The 21,174-nt window shown below is 60.0% G+C and carries 18 protein-coding genes; 15 read left to right on the top strand and 3 right to left on the bottom strand.

What is annotated here, in order from left to right; all coding sequences use genetic code 11:
- Positions 1-10 precede the first annotated feature (10 nt).
- The gene (gene mrcB, locus VC35_RS18330; RefSeq protein ID WP_046041825.1) at positions 11-2,329 is read right to left on the bottom strand and encodes a penicillin-binding protein 1B; all 2,319 of its coding nucleotides are present in this window, start codon (positions 2,327-2,329) and stop codon (positions 11-13) included.
- 116 nt (positions 2,330-2,445) lie between these two features.
- On the opposite strand from mrcB, the gene VC35_RS18325 reads away from it, so the two are divergent.
- The 4 genes from VC35_RS18325 to VC35_RS18305 all read left to right on the top strand — a co-directional run bounded on the left by VC35_RS18325 (position 2,446) and on the right by VC35_RS18305 (position 5,729).
- The gene (locus VC35_RS18325) at positions 2,446-4,002 is read left to right on the top strand and encodes a bifunctional aminoglycoside phosphotransferase/ATP-binding protein (RefSeq protein ID WP_046041824.1); all 1,557 of its coding nucleotides are present in this window, start codon (positions 2,446-2,448) and stop codon (positions 4,000-4,002) included.
- A 91-nt stretch (positions 4,003-4,093) separates the two neighbouring features.
- Positions 4,094-4,438, top strand: coding sequence for a pentapeptide repeat-containing protein (locus tag VC35_RS18320; protein WP_046041823.1), 345 nt, complete (start codon positions 4,094-4,096; stop codon positions 4,436-4,438).
- A 246-nt stretch (positions 4,439-4,684) separates the two neighbouring features.
- Complete coding sequence (locus VC35_RS18310) at positions 4,685-4,957, top strand: TfoX/Sxy family protein (RefSeq protein WP_008053897.1); 273 nt, start codon at positions 4,685-4,687, stop codon at positions 4,955-4,957.
- A gap of 454 nt (positions 4,958-5,411) precedes the next feature.
- Entirely contained in the window at positions 5,412-5,729 is a 318-nt protein-coding gene (locus VC35_RS18305; protein ID WP_046041821.1) for a Rieske (2Fe-2S) protein, read from the top strand.
- On the opposite strand, the gene sfsA is transcribed toward VC35_RS18305, so the two are convergent.
- Positions 5,726-6,439 carry a DNA/RNA nuclease SfsA gene (sfsA, locus tag VC35_RS18300; RefSeq protein WP_046041820.1) on the bottom strand — a complete coding sequence of 238 codons (714 nt, stop codon included), beginning with the start codon at positions 6,437-6,439 and terminating at the stop codon, positions 5,726-5,728. The genes VC35_RS18305 and sfsA overlap by 4 nt on opposite strands.
- Entirely contained in the window at positions 6,439-7,611 is a 1,173-nt protein-coding gene (locus tag VC35_RS18295; protein WP_046041819.1) for a pyridoxal phosphate-dependent aminotransferase, read from the bottom strand. The genes sfsA and VC35_RS18295 overlap by 1 nt, the downstream gene beginning before the upstream one ends.
- A 331-nt stretch (positions 7,612-7,942) precedes the next feature.
- Here VC35_RS18295 and dksA point away from each other — a divergent pair, with 331 nt between their 5' ends.
- From dksA to pgi, 11 genes are all read left to right on the top strand, one after another.
- Positions 7,943-8,383: an RNA polymerase-binding protein DksA gene (gene dksA, locus VC35_RS18290; protein ID WP_046041818.1), complete on the top strand. Its 441-nt coding sequence runs from the start codon at positions 7,943-7,945 to the stop codon at positions 8,381-8,383.
- 77 nt (positions 8,384-8,460) lie between these two features.
- A complete protein-coding gene (gene gluQRS, locus VC35_RS18285) occupies positions 8,461-9,351 on the top strand; it encodes a tRNA glutamyl-Q(34) synthetase GluQRS (protein WP_046041817.1) in 891 nt (296 codons plus the stop codon).
- Between the two features lie 77 nt (positions 9,352-9,428).
- Positions 9,429-9,605: a hypothetical protein gene (locus VC35_RS29560; RefSeq protein ID WP_003176118.1), complete on the top strand. Its 177-nt coding sequence runs from the start codon at positions 9,429-9,431 to the stop codon at positions 9,603-9,605.
- A complete protein-coding gene (locus VC35_RS18275) occupies positions 9,589-12,543 on the top strand; it encodes a sensor histidine kinase (RefSeq protein ID WP_185754808.1) in 2,955 nt (984 codons plus the stop codon). Before VC35_RS29560 ends, VC35_RS18275 begins: the two co-directional genes overlap by 17 nt.
- Positions 12,544-12,565: 22 nt before the next feature.
- Positions 12,566-14,005, top strand: a complete 1,440-nt coding sequence (locus VC35_RS18270) for a sigma-54-dependent transcriptional regulator (protein WP_046041815.1) — start codon at positions 12,566-12,568, stop codon at positions 14,003-14,005.
- 736 nt (positions 14,006-14,741) lie between these two features.
- Positions 14,742-16,142 (top strand): polynucleotide adenylyltransferase PcnB, encoded by a 1,401-nt coding sequence (locus tag VC35_RS18265; RefSeq protein WP_046041814.1) that lies wholly within the window; start codon positions 14,742-14,744, stop codon positions 16,140-16,142.
- A gap of 3 nt (positions 16,143-16,145) precedes the next feature.
- Positions 16,146-16,631, top strand: a complete 486-nt coding sequence (gene folK / locus VC35_RS18260) for a 2-amino-4-hydroxy-6-hydroxymethyldihydropteridine diphosphokinase (RefSeq protein WP_046041813.1) — start codon at positions 16,146-16,148, stop codon at positions 16,629-16,631.
- 363 nt (positions 16,632-16,994) lie between these two features.
- Positions 16,995-17,795, top strand: a complete 801-nt coding sequence (panB, locus tag VC35_RS18255) for a 3-methyl-2-oxobutanoate hydroxymethyltransferase (RefSeq protein WP_046041812.1) — start codon at positions 16,995-16,997, stop codon at positions 17,793-17,795.
- Positions 17,792-18,652, top strand: coding sequence for a pantoate--beta-alanine ligase (panC, locus tag VC35_RS18250; RefSeq protein WP_046041811.1), 861 nt, complete (start codon positions 17,792-17,794; stop codon positions 18,650-18,652). The genes panB and panC overlap by 4 nt, the downstream gene beginning before the upstream one ends.
- Before the next feature lie 249 nt (positions 18,653-18,901).
- Positions 18,902-19,282 (top strand): aspartate 1-decarboxylase, encoded by a 381-nt coding sequence (gene panD, locus VC35_RS18245; protein WP_008153310.1) that lies wholly within the window; start codon positions 18,902-18,904, stop codon positions 19,280-19,282.
- Positions 19,283-19,506: 224 nt separating this feature from the next.
- Positions 19,507-21,171 carry a glucose-6-phosphate isomerase gene (pgi, locus tag VC35_RS18240; RefSeq protein WP_046041810.1) on the top strand — a complete coding sequence of 555 codons (1,665 nt, stop codon included), beginning with the start codon at positions 19,507-19,509 and terminating at the stop codon, positions 21,169-21,171.
- Positions 21,172-21,174: the final 3 nt, after the last annotated feature.

The following is a 21,174-nucleotide window of genomic DNA, read 5'->3' as shown; positions in this document are numbered from 1 at the left end:
CCCTCTTTGCTTAATTCATCCAGCCTTTGACCCAGTCCATCACCGACTCAGCAGGGTTTTCACCACCGCAAGCGGCGCCGGGAGGCGGTTCGCTGCCGCGAATATACGGCATCTGCACGGCACCCGGGCAACCGGCGTCAGAACCTTGCCCTGTTCGCGAGTCCACCCAGGCCTGAACGATATTATCCGGCTGCGGCATGTCCAGCGGCAACGGGTCGGCCTTGCGCATGAAGCTGGTCCAGACCTGCAAGGCCCCGGTGGCGCCGGTGAATGGCGTCTTGCCGTTGTCGTCGCGACCCAGCCAGACCACCGCCAGCAAGTCCTGGCTGAAACCGGCAAACCAGCTGTCGCGCGAGTCGTTACTGGTACCGGTCTTGCCCGCCAGGGTCAGGGTCCTTGGCAGCACGTTATAGACCGAGCTGCCGGTACCTTCACGCATCACCCGCTGCATGGCGCTCTGGATCAGGTAAATGGAGGCCGGATCGAAACGCTGCTGGATCTGGAACGGATAACGCTTGAGCGGCTCGCCCTCGGCAGTCAGCACGCTGCGAATCCCGCGCATCGGCGTATTGAAGCCGCCGTTGGCGAGGGTCTGGTACATGGTCGCCACTTCGATTGGCGTCATGCCGCCGGCGCCGAGCAACATCGACGGGAAGGCCGGGAATTCACGGGTCACACCCAGGCGCTCCACCGTCTTCAGGACGTTCGGCACACCGACCGCCAAACCGAGACGCGCGGTCGACAGGTTGTAGGAATGCGCCAGGCCTTGATAGAGGAACACCGTACCGTGAGAACGACGATCATAGTTCTGCGGTTTCCAGACCTGACCGTCCGCGCCTTTGACCGAGAAGGATTCGTCCGACAGCCAACTGGTCAGTGTGTACTGGCTTGGCTTCTCCAGCGCAGTCAGGTAAACCGCCGGCTTGATCAGCGAGCCGATCGGCCTTACCGCATCCAGCGCCCGGTTGAACCCGGCAAAACTGGCCTGGCGACTGCCGATCATGGCCTGCACTTCCCCGGTCTCCGGGTTGGTCACGACCATTGCCGCTTCGACGTCATCGGAACCCTTGCGCCCCGCCAGACGCTTGAAGGTGTCGTCGACCGAGGCTTCAGCCTTCATCTGCAGGATCGGGTCGAAACTGGTGAAGATGCGCAGCCCTTCCTCGGTCAAGTCTTCGTCGCGATAGTCTTCGCGCAACTGACGCTTGACCAGATCGAGGAAGCCGGGGAACGAGCTGTCCGCCAGACTGCCGCGCTTGGTCACGCCCAGCGGCATTTTCTTCGCCGCCTCAACCTGCTCGGCAGTCGCGACGCCCTGCTCTTGCAGCACATCGAGTACCAGGTTGCGCCGCTCGAGGGCACGCTCCGGATAACGACGGGGGTTATAGGAAGAAGGCCCCTTGACCATGCCCACCAGCAGCGCGACCTGATGCAGCTTGAGCTCGGCCAGCGGCTGACTGAAGAAGAACTGGCTGGCCAGACCGAAACCGTGCACCGCACGCTGACCGTCCTGCCCGATAAACACTTCGTTGAGGTAAGCCTCAAGGATTTCGCGCTTGTCGTAATGCAGTTCAAGCAGCAGCGCCATCATCGCTTCGGTGAGCTTGCGGCTCAGGCTGCGCTCGTTGGTCAGGTAGAAGTTCTTGACCAACTGCTGAGTCAGCGTACTGCCGCCCTGACGCATGCGCCCGGACGAACCGTTGACCCAGATTGCACGGGCGATCGACTTCGGCGAAACACCAAAGTGATGATAGAAATCACGGTCCTCGACCGCCACCAGCGTTTCAAGCAGGTACGGTGGCACCTGATCGATCTTGATCAGAATCCGGTCTTCGAGGTTTTTCGGGTACAGGCCGCCGATCAGCAGCGGCTCCAGGCGCACCACCGACAACTTCGAGCCTTTTGCCCCCGCCAACTCGGCCACGTAATCGCCGGAAAAACGCACCCGCACCGGTTGCGCTTGCTCCATGCCTTCATAGAACTGGAAGCCACGGGTGTTCAGGTCAACGGTGTTGCCGCTGACCGACGCCGCACCCGGACCATTGGCCACGCTTTCACGGCGATAGCCCAGGGCATCGAGTTCGGTCAGGAAATCATCCCGGCTCAGCTTCTGTCCGACGAACAGCTCGAGCGGGCGCGCGTAAACCTTGGCCGGGATGGTCCAGCGCTTGCCGGAGAACTTCTCCTGGACGATTGCATCAAGGTAAACGGCGAATCCGGCCAGCACCACAAGGGCGACCAGACTGAGTTTAATGGCCCAGCCCAGCCACGGGCGCAGGCCCCTGGAGGGTGGTTTTTTCGTGGTGCGGGGAGTTCGAGTACGAGTCATGGCGGCGGATTATACGCACTTTATTCATCCTCAACAGGAGCGCTCCGAGGTTTGCGTCAGGCGGACTTGCGGCCATAATGACGGCCTTGAATTTTCCAGACTCTGAAGGATCGCCTGTGAGCCAGTCACTGATCGCTGCCCTGCAAAACCCTGCCCTCTACCCGCATCCTGTAGAGGGATTCCAGGTCATCGAGACCCATATTTCCTGGGTACTGCTCACTGGCCCCTATGCCTATAAAGTGAAGAAGCCGGTGAATTTCGGTTTTCTCGACTTCACCAGCCTTGAGGCTCGCGAACACTTTTGCGCTGAAGAACTGCGCCTGAACCAGCGCCTGACCGACGATTTGTACCTCGAAGTGCTGCCCGTTACCGGCAGCGCCGAGGCTCCGCAACTGGGCGGCGCAGGCCCGGCCATCGAATATGTACTGAAGATGCGCCAGTTTCCGCAAACCGGCTTGCTCAGCACCCTGCAAGCCAATGGCGAATTGACCACCGCGCACATCGACGAGATGGCCGAGCAAATCGCCCGCTTCCACCTCAACGCACCGAAAGTGCCGGCCGGGCACGAAGCCGGCACCCCGGACAGCGTCATGGCGCCGGTGCGGCAGAACTTCGAACAGATCCGTCCGTTCCTCAGCGACAAGGCCGACCTGTTGCAACTCGACGCCCTGCAAGCCTGGGCCGAAAGCAGCTTCGAGCGCCTCAAACCGCTGCTCGCCCAGCGCAAGGCCGAAGGCTTCACTCGCGAATGCCACGGTGATATTCACCTGGGCAACGCCACCGTGATCGACGGCAAGGTCGTGATCTTCGACTGCATTGAATTCAACGAACCGTTTCGCTTTACCGACGTTTATGCCGACACCGGCTTCCTGGCGATGGACCTGGAAGATCGCGGCCTGAAGTGCCTGGCGCGTCGTTTCATCAGCCAGTACCTGGAGCTGACCGGCGATTATCGCGGCCTCGAACTGCTGAACTTCTATAAAGCCTACCGCGCACTGGTTCGCGCCAAGGTTGCCCTGTTCAGCATGCCGGCCGACGCCACTGCAGTGCAGCGCGCCACGACCCTGCGCCAGTACCGCAACTACGCCAACCTGGCAGAAAGCTACAGCACCATTCCTTCGCGCTTCATGGCCATTACCCACGGTGTTTCCGCTGTCGGCAAGAGCCATGTCGCCATGCGCCTGGTCGAAGCCCTGGGCGCGATTCGCCTGCGTTCCGATGTCGAGCGCAAGCGCCTGTTCGGCGAGCAAACCGTCGAGAATGACGTACAGGCCGGCATCTATAGCGCCGACGCCAGCGCGGCAACCTATGCCCACCTGCACGAAATCGCCGACGTCATTCTGCGTGCGGGCTTCCCGGTGGTGGTCGACGCCACTTACCTCAAGCGTGATCAGCGTGACAGTGCCGCAAAGGTGGCCGAAGCCACGGGCGCCCCCTTCCTGATTCTCGACTGCAATGCGCCACAGGCCGTGATCGAAAGCTGGCTGGCCATGCGCCAGGCAGACAAGAAAGATCCGTCCGACGCCACCCTGGCCGTTATCGCAGCCCAGCAAGCCAGCCGTGAAGCGCTGACACCCGCGGAAATCCTCTGCAGCAAGCGCGTCCAGACCAATGAAAGCGGGACGCTCGATACCGTTGTGGAACAGATTCGCCAGCGCCTGCCAGGCCTGTAAGAAACTATTTCGGTCGTGAGGCCCGCACTGGCTTCACGACCGTCAAATAGTGGCACTATACTGGCGTCATAAAACCATCAGGTGATGCGACATGAGCCAGCCTAAACTTCTCGACACACCGCTATATGCCCTGCTGCACAAAGACGACATCAAAGGCTTCAACAGTGAACGCCCCAAGGATGGCCTCATCGACATGGTGGGTGGAGATTTCCGGGGGCTGGACCTGCGCGAACTGAATGCCGACGGCGTGGATTTCAGCGACGCCTACTTCCGTTCCTGCGACCTGCGCGGCATCGACTTTCGCAAAGCGAACCTGGAAGGCGCGAGCCTGGCTCACGCGCAGATTTCCGGTACGTACTTTCCGGTGGAACTCAGTGCCGACGAAATCCTGATGTCGATGAACTTCGGCACGCGACTGCGCTATCGCACTCGCTGATCATCGCCGCTGACTGAAACGTCCAGCGCCTCTCGTTGCGCTGGACTGTGGGGATGTTCGCCCTTGATTTCCAGATTCTTCCCCACCTCTTCCCCTGCGCTCATAGACTTGTTCACGCACTGCCAATACTTGTTTCTTAGAAGCATTTGCTTCGTAAACGAGCAAACAATCACGCTTTTCCTACTGATGGCTACACTCCTCAGAAGATTGCCCACGCTCTCCATTCGGCCATCGCAAGGAGGCTTGATGAATGATGAACTGCAACACCTGAAGAATCTTGGCAAGACGTCAGCGCAATGGCTGCATGCCGTGGGCATCCATAGCGCTTCGGACTTGCGTCGCCTCGGGGCGGTGGATGCTTATCGGGCCGTGCGCACGCGCGGTTTTCGGGCGTCCAAGGTGTTGTTGTACGCAATTGAAGGCGCCCTGATGGACGTTCACTGGAATGATATTCCTGCCGAGCGCAAGGAAGCCCTGAACAAACAGCTGGAAGCCATTTCTACACGCCACAAGAATTGATCCGACAAATATTTCTGAAACTTTGCAGCCTTAAACCCAATGATTACGAGGCCTGCAGACGTAAATCCGGCGAATCGCAAGGAAATCGGAAAACAGCGGTTGACTTGGTAATGAGAATCGATATGATTATCACAACTGGTCGCGAGACTGGTCAGATATTCTGAAAAGCCCTTGGTTCGGACTCTCGGATTATCTCCTCATCAGGCTAATCACGGTTATTTGACCCGGCTCTTGCCGGGTCTTTTTTTGCCTGTGGAAAAGTACTGCCGAGATGCGGAGATCGATGGTCAGGCGCATAAACGGCTTCCTTCAAAGGATTCCCGGGCATCGAAGCAGCCGGCCTAGTATCCTCGACGACAGGCACTTGTACCCGACGGGCAAGGCAGCCATTTGATAGCATTTAACCCTCAGACTCGGACATATCCGGTCACGAGCCGCGGGACCGAGGATAGACATGAAGTTGCTTTGCGCAGGTGCCGAGCTGGTCAATGACAGCAGTCGCGGGTTCGACATCGATGGCCAAAAGTTTTTTGCAGTGCGCCGCAGCGGGCAGGTTTACGTCTACATCAATCGCTGTCCGCACCGGGGTGTTGCCCTGGAGTGGCATCCCGACCAGTTTCTCGACCCCAGCAACAGCCTGATCCAGTGCGCCACCCATGGCGCACTGTTCCTGATCGAAGACGGTGAATGCGTCGCCGGCCCTTGCGCGGGGCAAGCCTTGACCAGCGTGGCCTGCCGTGAGGATGAGCAAGGGGTCTGGATCAGCCTTTAGCTGCCCGGAAACACGTCCAGGCGCCGGTCGACCAGCATTTCTTCGTGGCTCAACCGCACACCGTAAGCCAGCACCTCGACTCCACAGGCAATCGCCTCACGCAAGGCCTGCGCATAAACCGGATCGATTTCCTGCGCCGGGCGCACGGCCTCGATGTCGGTCAGGCAAACGCAGTACAACTGCACCGCACGAATACCGTCCCTGGCCAAGTGCGCCAGCTCCCGCAGATGCTTGGCGCCACGCTGGGTGACTGCATCGGGAAACGCCGCCACCGCCGTACCGTCGAAACCCAGGGTTACGCTTTTGACTTCGACGTAGGCCGGTCCTTCGGGGTAATCGAGGCGGAAATCGATACGACTGTTTTCCTGACCATAAGCCACTTCGCGCTTGAGCCCGGTAAAACCGTTCAGTTCGGTGATGACGCCCGCCCGCAGCGCCTCTTCAATCAAACCATTGGCGCGGGCGGTGTTCACGCAAAACAGCCGCCCTTGCGGGGTTTCACCGATCTCCCAGGTGCCAGGCAACTTGCGTTTCGGGTCGTTGGAGCGACTGAACCAGACCTGCCCGCCTTCGACCTGACAATTGAGCATCGAGCCTGTGTTCGGACAATGAATGGTCAGCAACTCGCCGCCAACGGTTTCGATATCGGCGAGAAAACGCTTGTAACGTCGGATCAGGCGCCCTTCTTCGAGGGGAGGATGGAAACGCATCAGCCTTGCCAGCTCCGCAACCCACGGGCAATGCGCTCGACCGCCTCCTGCAAACGCTCGAGATTTTGCGTATAGGCGAACCGCACATGATGCCCGGCCTGATATCGCCCGAAATCCAGCCCCGGGGTGAATGCCACATGTTCGGTCTCGAGAAAATGCTTACAGAACGCGAAGGCATCGCCGCCGAACTTGCTGATATCGGCATACAAGTAGAACGCCCCTTCCGGCTCCACGGCAATGCCGAAGCCCAATTCACGCAAGGCCGGCAGCAGGTAATCCCGGCGCCGGCCAAATTCGGCGCGACGTTCTTCGAGAATGCTGATGGTTGCCGGCTCGAAACAGGCCAATGCAGCGTACTGCGCCATGCTTGGTGCACTGATGTAGAGGTTCTGGGCGAGTTTTTCCAGCTCACCGACCGCCGCGTCGGGAGCCACCAGCCATCCGAGCCGCCAACCGGTCATCCCGAAGTACTTCGAAAAGCTGTTCAAAACGAATGCACTGTCGTCGACTTCCAGCACGCTGGCCGCATCGGTGCCGTAGGTCAGACCGTGATAAATCTCGTCGACCACCAGATGACCGTGGCGCTCCTTGATCGCGGCAGACAGCTTCGCCAACTCGTCGCGGGTCAGGATCGTGCCGGTCGGATTGGCTGGCGACGCCACCAGTGCGCCGACGCTGTCGTGGTCCCAATGACGCTCGATCAGACCAGGCGTCAATTGATAACGCACATCCGGACCGACCGGCACCAGTTGTGCCGCGCCTTCGACCAGTCGCAGGAAGTGCCGGTTACATGGGTAGCCCGGGTCCGCCAGCAGCCAGTGTTTACCGGGGTCGACCAGCAAAGCGCTGGCCAGCAGCAGCGCGCCAGAGCCGCCAGGCGTGATGAGGATGCGCCGAGGGTCGATGTTCAAGCCATAACGCTGCTGATAAAAGCCCGAAATGGCCTCACGCAGCTCCGGAATGCCGCGCGCGGCGGTGTAACGGGTCTTCCCCGCTGTCAGCGCAGCCTGGCCGGCCTGGATGATCGGTTCGGCGGTGGTGAAGTCCGGCTCACCGATTTCCAGGTGGATCACATCGTGGCCGGCTGCCTGCAATTCATTGGCCCGCGCCAACAGCGCCATGACATGGAAAGGTTCGATCGCGCGACTGCGGGCACTGTAGGGCTGAGCCATTGGCCTTCCTTCAACGGAAAAAAACCGATTCTACCCAAGCGCAGGAACGAGCGAGAACCTAAAGCGGTCAGAGGCCTTGTAACCCCGATCACAAACGACTCAAGCGCGCGCGCAAGGTTTGACTAAAATCAATAATTGAGCAGGTTCCAGAGCCACCAGACAACGGTTTGTCATCATTTGCAAGCACCCTGTGCCGCGAGCTCGACATCCGGGAGTAGCGCGGCCCGAGTTGATCTGGTAAGTTCGCCCGCTTGCAGCCGCAGGGCCGGCAGGTGTCGGTGATGGAGCAATCCTGCGCAGATGGATTACAAGAGTAGAGGCGGTCTATTTCATGTCCACCCAAGCAAAGCAGCAAAACCAGACGATCAGCGGCTTCGAGCCCTATGTTCAGAAAACCGGCGAAGAGTACATGGGCGAGCCCATGCGAAAGCACTTCACCAAGGTCCTGAATCAGTGGAAAAGAGAGCTGATGGAAGGTGTCGACAAGACCGTGGACCACATGAAGGACGAAGCGGCCAACTTTCCTGATCCGGCAGACCGTGCCAGCCAGGAAGAGGAATTCGCCCTCGAACTGCGTGCCCGCGATCGTGAACGCAAGTTGATCAAGAAGATCGACAAGACACTTCAGCTGATCGAAGACGAAGAGTACGGCTGGTGCGAATCCTGCGGCATCGAGATTGGCGTCAAGCGTCTCGAAGCGCGCCCTACCGCCGACCTGTGCATCGACTGCAAGACCCTGGCGGAAATCAAGGAAAAGCAAGTCGGCAAGTAATTGCGACTTGAACGAAGAACGGAGCGTGCGAACGCTCCGTTTTTGTTTCTGATGTTTTTTTGGCTTTAAATGTATTCATGACCGCCAACACCCCCTATACCGGGCGCTTCGCCCCCACCCCTAGCGGCCATCTGCACTTCGGCTCGCTGGTCGCCGCACTGGCCTCCTACCTCGACGCGCGCTCGGTGGGCGGACGCTGGCTGATGCGCATGGAAGACCTTGATCCACCCCGCGAGGAACCCGGTGCCCAGGCCGCCATCCTCAAGGCACTGGAAAGCTATGGCTTCGAGTGGGATGGCGACCTGGTTCGCCAAAGCGAGCGGCACGATGCCTATGCCGAGGTGCTCAATCGCCTGTTCAATCAAGGCCTGGCCTACGCCTGCACCTGCTCGCGCAAACAGCTGGAGCCGTATCACGGGATTTATCCGGGGCTATGCCGCAATGCCGGCCATGGCACTGACGATGCGGCCATCCGCCTGCGCGTACCGGAACTGGAATACCATTTCATCGACCGGGTGCAGGGCGAACATCGCCAACATCTGGGCCGGGAAGTCGGCGATTTCGTGATCCGCCGCCGCGACGGGCTCTACGCCTATCAATTGGCTGTGGTTTTGGACGATGCCTGGCAGGGCATCACCGATATCGTTCGCGGTGCCGACCTGCTGGACTCCACGCCCCGCCAGCTCTACCTGCAAGAACTGCTCGGCCTGCCTCAACCGCGTTATCTGCATATCCCGCTGATTACCCAGCCTGATGGCAACAAACTCGGCAAGTCCTACCGTTCGCCGCCGTTGACCGAGGATCAGGCAACGCCCCTGCTGCTGCGGGCGCTTCGGGCGCTGGGACAGAACCCGGGAACCGAACTGACGTATGCCACGCCACGGGAAGTGCTGAATTGGGGCATTGCCCACTGGGATGCCTCGCTGATCCCGCGCACACTGAGCCTGCCCGAGGCACAGCTATCGTGATCGCACTTGCAGTGGCGCGCCCATCCGTTACCATCGCCGCACGTTTTCGGGCACGCACATAAAAAAGAGAGGCCGGGATGTACATCTATCGCTTGGTCCTGCTTTTGGTAGTGGGGATTTACCTGTTTTCCCCGGCCATCATGGATTGGTGGATCGACGCCACTGGCGCCTGGTATCGCCCTTATCTGCTCTGGCTGATTCTGATCGTCGTGACCTTCATCCTGCAGAGCCAAAAAGATGCCGATGAGCTTTAGCCTGACCCAGATGATCCTGATCAGCGCCGCGTACCTGGCGGTGCTGTTCGGTGTGGCCTGGATCAGTGAACGGGGCATGATTCCCCGGGCGATCATTCGCCACCCGCTGACTTACACCCTGTCACTGGGTGTCTACGCCAGTGCCTGGGCGTTTTACGGCACCGTGGGCCTGGCCTATCAGTACGGCTACGGTTTTTTGTCCAGCTACCTGGGCGTTTCCGGGGCATTCCTGTTGGCGCCGGTGCTGCTCTACCCGATCCTGAAGATCACCCGCACCTACCAACTGTCGTCACTGGCGGACCTGTTTGCCTTCCGCTTCCGCAGTACCTGGGCCGGTGCGCTGACCACGATTTTCATGCTGGTCGGCGTATTACCACTGCTGGCCTTGCAGATTCAGGCGGTCGCCGACTCCATTGGCATCCTCACCCGAGAGCCGGTACAGCATCGCGTAGCCCTGAGCTTCTGCGCACTGATTACGCTGTTCACGATTTTCTTTGGTTCCCGCCACATCGCCACCCGCGAAAAGCATGAAGGCCTGGTGTTCGCGATTGCCTTTGAATCGGTGATCAAGCTGATCGCCCTCGGCGGTGTCGGGCTGTATGCGCTTTACGGCGTGTTCGACGGCCCGCAACAGCTTGAACTGTGGCTGCTGCAAAACCAGACCGCGCTCGCTGCCCTGCACACGCCCTTGCAGGAAGGCCCGTGGCGTACGCTGTTGCTGGTGTTCTTCGCCTCGGCGATCGTGATGCCGCACATGTATCACATGACCTTTACCGAGAACCTCAACCCGCGCTCACTGGTCAGTGCGAGCTGGGGCCTGCCACTGTTCCTGCTGCTGATGAGCCTGGCGGTGCCGCTGATTCTCTGGGCCGGCCTGAAACTCGGCGCCACCACCAATCCGGAATACTTCACCCTGGGCATTGGCATCGCCGCCAACAGCAAGGCTTTGGCCTTGCTGGCCTATGTCGGCGGGCTGTCCGCCGCCAGTGGCCTGATCATCGTCACCACGCTGGCGCTGTCCGGGATGGCCTTGAACCACCTGGTGCTGCCGCTGTATCAACCACCGGCCGAAGGCAACATCTACCGCTGGCTGAAGTGGACCCGCCGGGCGCTGATTGTCGCGATCATCATGGCCGGCTACGGCTTCTACCTGATGCTCGGTGCCGAGCAGGACCTGGCCAACCTCGGCATTGTCGCTTTCGTCGCCACGCTGCAGTTCCTGCCGGGCGTGCTCTCCGTCCTGTACTGGCCGACCGCCAACCGTCGCGGCTTCATCGCCGGCTTGCTGGCGGGGATCCTGGTGTGGCTGGTGACCATGCTGTTGCCTCTGGTCGGCAACCTGCAAGGCTTCTACATTCCGCTGCTGAACATGATCTACGTGCTGGACGACACCAGCTGGCACATGGCGGCGATTGCCTCGCTGGCAGCCAACGTGCTGATGTTCACCCTGATCTCGTTGTTCACCAACGCCAGCACCGAAGAAGCCAGCGCTGCCGAAGCCTGCGCCGTGGATAACGTTCGCCGCCCGCAACGCCGGGAACTGCACGCCGCCTCGCCCCAGGAATTCGCCACGCAACTGGCCAAGCCACTGGGTGCAAAAGCGGCGCAGAAAGAAGTGGAACAGGCACTGCGCGACCTCTATCTGCCTTTCGACGAACGCCGACCCTATGCCCTGCGCCGCTTGCGTGACCGCATCGAGGCCAACCTCTCCGGCCTGATGGGCCCGAGCGTGGCCCAGGACATGGTCGAGACGTTCCTGCCGTACAAGGCTGGCGGCGAAAACTACGTCACCGAAGACATTCACTTCATCGAAAGCCGCCTTGAGGATTACCACTCGCGCCTGACCGGCCTGGCCGCCGAGCTCGATGCCCTGCGCCGCTACCACCGCCAGACCCTGCAGGAATTGCCGATGGGCGTTTGCTCGCTGGCCAAGGATCAGGAAATCCTCATGTGGAACAAGGCCATGGAGGAACTGACCGGCATCGCCGCGCAGCGCGTGGTCGGTTCGCGCCTGAGTACCATTGCCGACCCATGGAAAGAACTGCTGCAAGGCTTCATCAATCTGCCGGACGAGCACTTGCACAAACAGCACCTGGCCCTCGACGGCCAGACACGCTGGCTGAACCTGCACAAAGCGGCGATCGACGAACCCCTCGCGCCAGGCAACAGTGGCCTGGTGTTGCTGGTGGAAGACCTGACCGAAACCCAGATGCTCGAGGACAAACTGGTGCACTCCGAGCGCCTGGCCAGCATCGGTCGACTGGCGGCCGGCGTGGCCCATGAAATCGGCAACCCGATCACCGGAATCGCGTGTCTGGCGCAGAACCTGCGCGAAGAACGTGAAGAAGACCGCGAGCTGAAGGAAATCAGCGGCCAGATCCTCGAGCAGACCAAACGCGTGTCGCGCATCGTCCAGTCACTGATGAGCTTTGCCCATGCCGGCAGCCATCAGCACAGCGACGAGCCCGTCTGTCTGGCCGAAGTGGCTCAGGATGCCATCGGCCTGCTGGCCCTGAACCGACGCAATTTCGAAGTGCAGTTCTACAACCTGTGCGACCCCGAACACTGGGTCGAAGGCGACCCGCAACGGCTGGCCCAGGTATTGATCAACCTGCTTTCAAACGCCCGTGACGCCTCGCCTCCCGGTAGCGCGGTACGGGTCAAGAGCGAAGCCGGCGAACACACGGTCGATCTGATCGTGGAAGACGAAGGCAGCGGTATTCCCTCGAGCATCATGGACCGATTGTTCGAACCTTTCTTCACCACCAAGGACCCTGGCGAAGGCACCGGTCTGGGCCTTGCACTGGTCTATTCCATCGTTGAAGAGCATTATGGACAAATCACCATCGACAGCCCGGCTGATGTTCAAAGCCAACGCGGCACCCGAATCAGGGTTACCTTGCCGCGTCATGTCGAAGCGACGTCCGCTGTGAACTGAGACCGTCGAGAGTATCGAATCAATGCCGCACATTTTGATCGTCGAAGACGAAACCATTATCCGCTCCGCCTTGCGCCGCCTGCTGGAACGTAACCAGTACCAGGTCAGCGAAGCCGGATCAGTGCAGGAAGCACAAGAACGCTTCACCATTCCCTCGTTCGATCTGATCATCAGTGACCTGCGTCTGCCGGGCGCGCCTGGCACGGAGTTGATCAAGCTTGCCCAGGGCACGCCGGTGCTGATCATGACCAGCTATGCCAGCCTGCGCTCGGCGGTCGACTCGATGAAAATGGGCGCGGTGGACTACATTGCCAAACCATTCGACCATGACGAAATGCTGCAAGCGGCCGCACGAATCCTGCGTGATCGACAAACGGTACAAACCGGCGGTGAAGCGGTTGCCGGCAAAGCCGCCAACGGCGCGGCGAAATCCGGTACCGACAACAGCAACGGTGAAATCGGCATTATTGGCTCGTGCCCACCGATGCAGGACCTGTACGGCAAGATCCGCAAAGTGGCACCGACCGACTCCAACGTTCTGATCCAGGGCGAATCGGGTACCGGTAAAGAACTGGTGGCGCGTGCCCTGCACAACCTGTCCAAACGCGCCAAGGCGCCGATGATCTCGGTGAACTGCGCGGCCATTCCGGAAAGCCTGATCGAGTCCGAACTGTTCGGCCACGAAAAAGGCGCATTCACCGGCGCCAGCGCCGGGCGCGCCGGCCTGGTGGAAGCGGCGGACGGCGGCACCTTGTTCCTCGACGAAATCGGCGAACTGCCACTGGAAGCCCAGGCTCGCCTGCTGCGCGTATTGCAGGAAGGCGAAATTCGTCGCGTGGGCTCGGTGCAGTCGCAAAAAGTCGATGTGCGCCTGATCGCTGCGACTCACCGCGACCTCAAGAGTCTGGCGAAGATCGGCCAGTTCCGTGAAGACTTGTATTACCGCCTCCACGTTATCGCGCTGAAGCTGCCAGCCCTGCGCGAACGTGGTGCGGACGTCAACGAAATCGCCAACGCCTTCCTGGCGCGGCAAAGTGCGCGAATCAACCGCACCGACCTGAAATTCGCCGCGGATGCCGAGCAAGCCATTCGTCACTATTCCTGGCCGGGTAACGTTCGTGAACTGGAAAACGCCGTCGAGCGCGCCGTCATCCTGTGCGAAAGCCCGGAAATTTCCGCCGAGCTGCTGGGCATCGACATCGAACTGGGTGACCTGGAAGACGACGAGTTCATTGGCCTGGCGCCCCAACAGGGCAACGGCAGTACCAGTAACAGCAACCACGAACCGACCGAAGACCTCTCCCTGGAAGACTATTTCCAGCATTTCGTCCTCGAACATCAGGACCACATGACCGAAACCGAGCTGGCCCGCAAGCTCGGGGTCAGCCGCAAATGCCTGTGGGAACGCCGTCAGCGCCTGGGCATCCCGCGGCGCAAGACCGGGGTGGCCAGCGAAAGCTGAACTGCACCTGTCTCATGTGCGGGTAACACGTGACATTGTGAAAAAACTGTTACCTCAGCTTTTTCACGTAACAGAAGCCGGGGCTTACGGTAACGAAGCCCCGGCTTTTTTTGGCCCTCGAAATACCTGTCGACCGGCCTAACCCCTTGTTTTATTGGGTTTCGCAAAAGTTGGCACGCACCCTGCTATATGTTTGGTACAAGAACAATAACAAGCAATGCACAAGACAATAAAAATAAGACGAATCGACTCACGCACAATAAAAACAAGACGGCGAGAGGCGCAGCTAACTGATTCTTTTGGAGAGGCGTTGTATTTGGGGCTTGCCCCACGACCAGGCCGAGAACAACAAAAAACTGTCTTAAGACAGAGCCTGTACTGGTTGGATCGAAAGATCACTGCAATTCAGCGACCAAAGCAATCCGTTTGCTCTTGGCTCCCGATTGGGAGGGTCATGAAGGAAAGCTTCATGGCGAGGGCACTCAACAAAAACAAGAAGCCCGAAACCAAAAATAAAAATAGAGCATGCAACTACTTCTTGGGGAGCTTCGGCTCCCCTTGTGGTTTCCGCGATTCGGAAATCCTCGCAAATCGGCTCGTTCCAGCCTTGAATCCTGCGGCCTACAGCTCATATCTGCTGTGTCCTACACCATCCCCCGACTAAATGCTAGAATCCCCGCCCATCATGCGGTCATTCTTCTGTTATGGCCGAATATTCCTTCAAACAGTGCATCCCATGCTGAAGAAGCTGTTCCAGTCATTCCGTACTCCCAAGCGTCCTACGCAACACATTCGCAGCACGCCTGAAGTGCTCAACAGCGGCCAACACTCGCTGCAGAAGGCGCAATTCAGCCGTTACGCGGTGAATATCGTTGAACGCCTGCAGAACGCCGGTTATCAGGCTTACCTGGTTGGCGGTTGCGTGCGCGACATGCTGCTGGGTATCACACCGAAAGATTTCGACGTTGCCACCAGCGCTACACCCGAGCAGGTACGGGCCGAATTCCGTAACGCGCGAATCATCGGGCGCCGGTTCAAGCTGGTGCACATCCACTTCGGCCGCGAAATCATCGAAGTCGCGACCTTCCGCGCCAATCACCCGCAGAACGAAGACGAGGAAGACAGCAATCAGTCTTCGCGCAACGAAAGCGGGCGCATCCTGCGCGATAACGTCTACGGCACCCTGGAAGAGGACGCACAACGTCGCGACTTCACCATAAATGCCTTGTATTACGATCCGGTCAGCGAACGCATCCTCGACTACGCCAACGGCGTACACGACATCCGCAATCACCTGATCCGCCTGATCGGCGATCCGACGCAACGCTACCAGGAAGACCCGGTACGTATGCTGCGGGCCGTGCGTTTCGCCGCCAAGCTGAACTTCGGCATCGAAAAACACAGCGCCCTGCCGATCCGCGGCCTGGCGCCGATGCTGCGCGAGATCCCGTCGGCCCGCCTGTTCGAAGAGGTGCTCAAGCTGTTCCTCTCCGGCCATGCCGCCGATACGTTTGAAATGCTGGTCGACCTGCAGTTGTTCGATCCACTGTTCCCGGCCAGCGCCGAAGCACTGGAATACAACCCGACGTACACCCACACCCTGATCAGCGAAGCCCTGATCAATACCGACCTGCGGATCAAGCAGAACAAACCGGTAACTCCGGCGTTCCTGTTTGCAGCCCTGCTCTGGCCTGCCCTGCCGGCCCGCGTCCTGCGCCTGCAGGAACGTGGCATGCCGCCGATTCCGGCGATGCAGGAAGCGGCGCACGAGTTGATTGCCGAGCAGTGCCAGCGCATCGCGATTCCGAAACGCTTCACCATGCCGATCCGCGAGATCTGGGACATGCAGGAACGCCTGCCACGCCGCAGCGGCAAGCGTGCCGATCTGTTGCTGGACAATCCGCGCTTCCGCGCCGGCTACGACTTCCTGCTGCTACGCGAAAGCGCTGGCGAGCAGACCGATGGCCTGGGCGAATGGTGGACGGACTATCAGGACGCCAACGAAAGCGAGCGTCGCGACATGATTCGCGACCTCAGCGGCAAGGACGAAGGCACCGGCGCCCCGCGCAAGCGTCGCCGCAGCGGTGGTTCCAAGCGCAAACGCGCTGCCGGCGCTTCGAGCACCACGGGCGAGTAATCCATGGAACGCATCTACATCGGCATGGGCAGCAATCTGGCTGACCCCGCCGAACAATTGCGTAGCGCCGTCGAGGCGCTGGCGCACTTGCCACAAACGGAACTGGTCGGGGTATCCGCGTTTTACCAAAGCGACTCGCTACTACCCGGACAACCGCGCTACACCAATGCGGTGGCCGCTCTAGACAGCACGCTGGCGCCGCTGGACCTTCTGGATGCCTTGCAGGCCATCGAAAACGGCCAGGGTCGCGAACGCCTTGAGCGCTGGGGGCCGCGCACGCTGGACCTCGACATCTTGCTGTTCGGTGATCGCCTGATCGACGAACCGCGCCTCAAGGTTCCCCATTACCACATGCAGGAACGGGCCTTCGTTCTGTATCCGCTGGCGGAACTGGCACCTGCAGATCTGCGCCTGGCCGATGGCCGGACCTTGGCCGAACTGCTCAAGGCATGCCCGTTCGTCGGCCTGGAACGCCTCCCCCCGAACTGACCAAAATCCCCTGTAGGAGCGAGCCTGCTCGCGATGACTATTCAACATTCACCATATATGTTGACTGACAGTCCGCCATCGCGAGCAGGCTCGCTCCCACATTGGTTTGTGATGCGTCCTACAGAATCTGCTGAATCGCATCAGTTACCCCGGTAACACCCCACCCGTAACAATGCGGTAACACACGCAATTGACTTCCCTCGTTCTCCTCACGACTATAGGCGTCCCGCTGCCGCCTACACGGCGTTCAAGGGCGCAATCCAGGCCTTAAAAGCACGACGAAAGAGCGTGCGCCTGTATTCAACGAAGAATCACGCGCGTTACTCGCAGTAGTTTCCACAGCGCCTGAATGAGGAACTTTTCATGCCAGCCATCACCCTGACCACCCTGCAAGGTCTGAAGCAAAAAGGTGAAAAGATCACCATGCTGACCTGCTACGACGCGACCTTCGCCCACGCCTGCAACCAGGCCGGCGTCGAAGTGCTGCTGGTGGGCGACTCCCTCGGCATGGTTTTGCAGGGTCACGACAGCACCTTGCCTGTCACCACTGCAGAAATGGCTTATCACGTGGCCGCCGTCAAACGCGGTAACAGCGATGCCCTGATCCTCGCCGACCTGCCGTTCATGGCCTACGCCACCACCGAGCAAGCCATGATCAACAGCGCCCTGTTGATGCAGGCCGGCGCGCACATGGTCAAGGTCGAAGGAGCGTTGTGGCTGGCCGATTCGATCCGCCTGCTGGCCGAGCGCGGCATTCCTGTCTGCGCGCACATGGGCCTGACGCCGCAGTCGGTGAACATCCTGGGCGGCTACAAGGTCCAGGGCCGCAATGAAAACCAGGCGCGGCAGATGCGTGCCGACGCGATCGCCCTGGAACAGGCTGGTGCGGCAATGCTGCTGCTCGAGTGCGTCCCGAGCGAACTGGCGGAAGAAATCACCCAGGCGGTGAAGATTCCAGTGATTGGTATTGGCGCCGGCAATCGCACCGATGGCCAGGTACTGGTTCTGCACGACATGCTGGGCCTGTCCATTACCGGTCGCATGCCGAAATTCGTGAAAAACTTCATGACCGGCCAGACTAGCATCGAGGCTGCATTGAATGCCTACGTGACTGAAGTCAAAGCGGCAACATTCCCTGGGATCGAACACGGATTCTCTGCATGAACACCGTAAAAACCGTACGCGAACTGCGGGCCGCCGTGGCCCGTGCCCGGAGCGAAGGCAAGCGCATCGCCTTTGTGCCAACCATGGGCAACCTGCACAGCGGCCACGTGGCGCTGGTAACCAAAGCCTCCCAACGGGCGGACTTCGTGGTTGCGAGCGTTTTCGTCAACCCGCTGCAATTCGGTGCTGGCGAAGACCTCGACAAGTACCCGCGCACCCTCGTCGCCGACCAGGAAAAACTGCTCCAGGCCGGTTGCCATCTGCTGTTTGCCCCCACTGTTGAAGAGATGTACCCCGACGGCATGGCCGGCCAGACCCGCGTCAGCGTCCCGCAATTGTCCGAAGGCCTGTGCGGCGCCAGCCGTCCAGGGCATTTCGAAGGCGTGGCGACGGTGGTCAGCAAGCTGTTCAACATGGTCCAGCCGGACCTGGCGATTTTCGGCGAGAAAGACTTCCAGCAACTGGCGGTGATTCGCGCGCTGGTTCATGACCTGAACATGCCGATCCAGATCATCGGCGAGCCCACTGTTCGCGCAACCGATGGCTTGGCGCTTTCGTCGCGCAACGGTTTCCTCAGCGAGGAACAACGCGCTGTGGCACCAGTGGTTTATCGCACACTGAATGCGATCGGCGAAGCGATCAGGCAGGGCGAACGCGACTACCCGGCGCTGATCGGCACCCAGATCAAACAGCTCGAAGCAGCCGGCCTGCGTCCTGACTATCTGGAAATCCGCCACGCCCTGACCTTGCGCCCGGCGACGGCGCAGGATCGTGACATGGTGATTCTGGTGGCGGCGTTCCTGGGGACAACGCGGTTGATCGACAACCTGCACTTGAACCTCGACGCGCCAAACTAAACACTCTTTAGCCCTGTGGAGTGAGTCTGTGGCGAGGGGGCTTGTCGGACCGCCGCACCGCCCCGTTGGGCTGCGAAGCGGCCCCAAACTTTCGAGCGTTTCCGAAATTTTGCCAGTGCTACGCACTGGAACGGGGGCAAGCCCCCTCGCCACAAAAGTACACTTCAAACCCTTCGCTTCATTCGTATTGCCGCCCACAACCCCTTCGGGCAAACTGCCCGCCGTTCGATTCCGACCTGGGAAATACTCATGCACGCCATCATGCTCAAAGCCAAGCTGCATCGCGCCGAAGTCACCCACGCAGTACTCGATTACGAAGGCTCCTGCGCCATCGACGGTGAATGGCTGGACCTGTCCGGCATTCGAGAGTACGAGCAGATCCAGATCTACAACATCGACAACGGCGAGCGCTTCACCACCTACGCCATCCGTGGCGAAGAAGGTTCGCGCATGATCTCGGTCAACGGCGCCGCCGCGCACAAGGCCAAGGTCGGTGATCGCGTGATCATCTGCGCTTACGCTCATTACAGCGAAGCCGAACTGCTCAACTTCAAGCCGCGCATGCTCTACATGGCACCGGGCAATGAACTGAGCCACACCAGCAACGCCATTCCGGTCCAGGTCGCCTGATCCGAGTCCTGTCTCTTCCGTTTGTCGGACCATTCCTAACTTCGATGTTAAAAAAGTACCGGAAACAGGTCAGACAAAGTCAAGACAGATCATTGCGCGGGGTTTACTGTAGTCGCCCTGCGCCATGAAATCGTGTCGACGCAGTTGACCGGAACGCCCACCCACAGCGCTCCGGGATTTTTAGTGTTCAAAAGGCCGTTCAAGTAATAAGGAAACCCGCAGCGATGGCGTATTACCGCACTCCTCACGACGTTACCGCTCTGCCTGCCTGGCAAGCGTTGAATGACCACCGCCAAGCCATGCAGGATTTCAGCATGCGCGAAGCCTTCAATGCCGATCCGCAGCGTTTTACTCAGTTCACCCTCAGCAGCTGCGGCCTGTTTCTCGACTATTCGAAAAACCTGATCAACGCCGAGACCCGCAATCTGCTGGTGGGCCTGGCCAACGAAGTCGACCTCAAGGGCGCGATCAAGTCGCTGTTCGATGGCGAAATCGTCAACTCTTCCGAAGGTCGTCCGGCCCTGCACACGGCACTGCGCCGCCCGGTTGGCGACAAGCTGTCGGTCAACGGCGTCAACGTGATGCCCGAAGTGCACAAGGTGCTGAACCAGATCACCGACCTCGTCGGCCGTATCCACGACGGTCTGTGGCGCGGTTACACCGAGAAGCCGATCACCGACGTGGTGAACATCGGCATCGGCGGCTCGTTCCTCGGCCCGGAACTGGTATCCGAAGCCTTGCTGTCCTACGCCCAGAAAGGCGTGCGCTGCCATTACCTGGCGAACATCGACGGCAGCGAGTTCCACGAACTGACCATGAAGCTGCGCGCCGAGACCACGCTGTTCATCGTCTCGTCGAAATCCTTCAACACCCTCGAAACCCTGAAGAACGCCCAGGCTGCCCGTGCCTGGTATCTGGCCCAGGGTGGTTCGGAAGCCGAACTGTATCGCCACTTCATCGCGGTATCGAGCAACAACGCCGCCGCGGTAGCCTTCGGCATCCGCGAAGAGAACATCTTCCCGATGTGGGACTGGGTTGGCGGGCGCTACTCGCTATGGTCGGCCATCGGCTTGCCGATTGCCCTGGCCATCGGCATGTCGAACTTCAAGGAATTGCTGTCCGGTGCCTACACCATGGACCAGCACTTCCAGAGCGCACCGTTCGAACAGAATATGCCGGTGCTGCTGGCCCTGCTCGGCGTGTGGTACGGCAACTTCTGGGGCGCGCAAAGCCACGCGATCCTGCCGTACGATCACTACCTGCGTAACATCACCAAGCACCTGCAACAGCTGGACATGGAATCCAACGGCAAGAGCGTGCGCCAGGACGGCAAGCCAGTGTCCACCGACACCGGGCCGGTGATCTGGGGCGGCGTCGGCTGCAACGGTCAGCACGCCTACCACCAGTTGCTGCACCAGGGCACCCAACTGATCCCGGCCGATTTCATCGTGCCGATCGTCAGCTTCAACCCGGTGTCCGACCACCACCAGTGGCTGTACGCCAACTGCCTGTCCCAGAGCCAGGCTCTGATGCTCGGCAAGACCCTTGGCGAGGCCGAAACCGAGTTGCGCGACAAAGGCATGACTGACGCCGAAGTGCAGAAACTCGCGCCGCACAAGGTGATCCCGGGCAACCGTCCGAGCAACACCCTGGTGGTCGAGCGCATCAGCCCGCGTCGCCTCGGCGCACTGGTGGCAATGTACGAACACAAAGTCTTCGTGCAAAGCGTGATCTGGGGCATCAATGCCTTCGACCAGTGGGGTGTGGAGCTGGGCAAAGAGCTGGGCAAAGGCGTCTACAACCGCCTGGTCGGCAGCGAAGAAACCCCGGCCGAGGACGCCTCGACCCAAGGGCTGATCAATTACTTCCGTGGTCGTCACCGCGGGTGATTT

This window comes from Pseudomonas fluorescens (genome assembly GCF_000967965.1).
Lineage (GTDB): Bacteria > Pseudomonadota > Gammaproteobacteria > Pseudomonadales > Pseudomonadaceae > Aquipseudomonas > Aquipseudomonas grandcourensis.
The sequence above is the reverse complement of the archived record's forward strand: the minus strand, read 5'-3'. Positions and strand labels throughout refer to the sequence as shown.

Excerpts from the sequence above, each read along its gene's own strand:
- VC35_RS29560 (WP_003176118.1), top strand. The coding sequence starts at position 9,429 with ATGTACATCTATCGCTTGGTCCTGCTTTTGGTAGTGGGGATTTACCTG.
- VC35_RS18305 (WP_046041821.1), top strand. The coding sequence starts at position 5,412 with ATGAAGTTGCTTTGCGCAGGTGCCGAGCTGGTCAATGACAGCAGTCGC.
- VC35_RS18320 (WP_046041823.1), top strand. The coding sequence starts at position 4,094 with ATGAGCCAGCCTAAACTTCTCGACACACCGCTATATGCCCTGCTGCAC.
- panD (WP_008153310.1), top strand. The coding sequence starts at position 18,902 with ATGCACGCCATCATGCTCAAAGCCAAGCTGCATCGCGCCGAAGTCACC.
- panC (WP_046041811.1), top strand. The coding sequence starts at position 17,792 with ATGAACACCGTAAAAACCGTACGCGAACTGCGGGCCGCCGTGGCCCGT.
- folK (WP_046041813.1), top strand. The coding sequence starts at position 16,146 with ATGGAACGCATCTACATCGGCATGGGCAGCAATCTGGCTGACCCCGCC.
- mrcB (WP_046041825.1), bottom strand. The coding sequence starts at position 2,329 with ATGACTCGTACTCGAACTCCCCGCACCACGAAAAAACCACCCTCCAGG.
- sfsA (WP_046041820.1), bottom strand. The coding sequence starts at position 6,439 with ATGCGTTTCCATCCTCCCCTCGAAGAAGGGCGCCTGATCCGACGTTAC.
- VC35_RS18265 (WP_046041814.1), top strand. The coding sequence starts at position 14,742 with ATGCTGAAGAAGCTGTTCCAGTCATTCCGTACTCCCAAGCGTCCTACG.
- VC35_RS18310 (WP_008053897.1), top strand. The coding sequence starts at position 4,685 with ATGAATGATGAACTGCAACACCTGAAGAATCTTGGCAAGACGTCAGCG.
- VC35_RS18295 (WP_046041819.1), bottom strand. The coding sequence starts at position 7,611 with ATGGCTCAGCCCTACAGTGCCCGCAGTCGCGCGATCGAACCTTTCCAT.
- dksA (WP_046041818.1), top strand. The coding sequence starts at position 7,943 with ATGTCCACCCAAGCAAAGCAGCAAAACCAGACGATCAGCGGCTTCGAG.
- panB (WP_046041812.1), top strand. The coding sequence starts at position 16,995 with ATGCCAGCCATCACCCTGACCACCCTGCAAGGTCTGAAGCAAAAAGGT.
- pgi (WP_046041810.1), top strand. The coding sequence starts at position 19,507 with ATGGCGTATTACCGCACTCCTCACGACGTTACCGCTCTGCCTGCCTGG.
- gluQRS (WP_046041817.1), top strand. The coding sequence starts at position 8,461 with ATGACCGCCAACACCCCCTATACCGGGCGCTTCGCCCCCACCCCTAGC.
- VC35_RS18270 (WP_046041815.1), top strand. The coding sequence starts at position 12,566 with ATGCCGCACATTTTGATCGTCGAAGACGAAACCATTATCCGCTCCGCC.
- VC35_RS18275 (WP_185754808.1), top strand. The coding sequence starts at position 9,589 with ATGCCGATGAGCTTTAGCCTGACCCAGATGATCCTGATCAGCGCCGCG.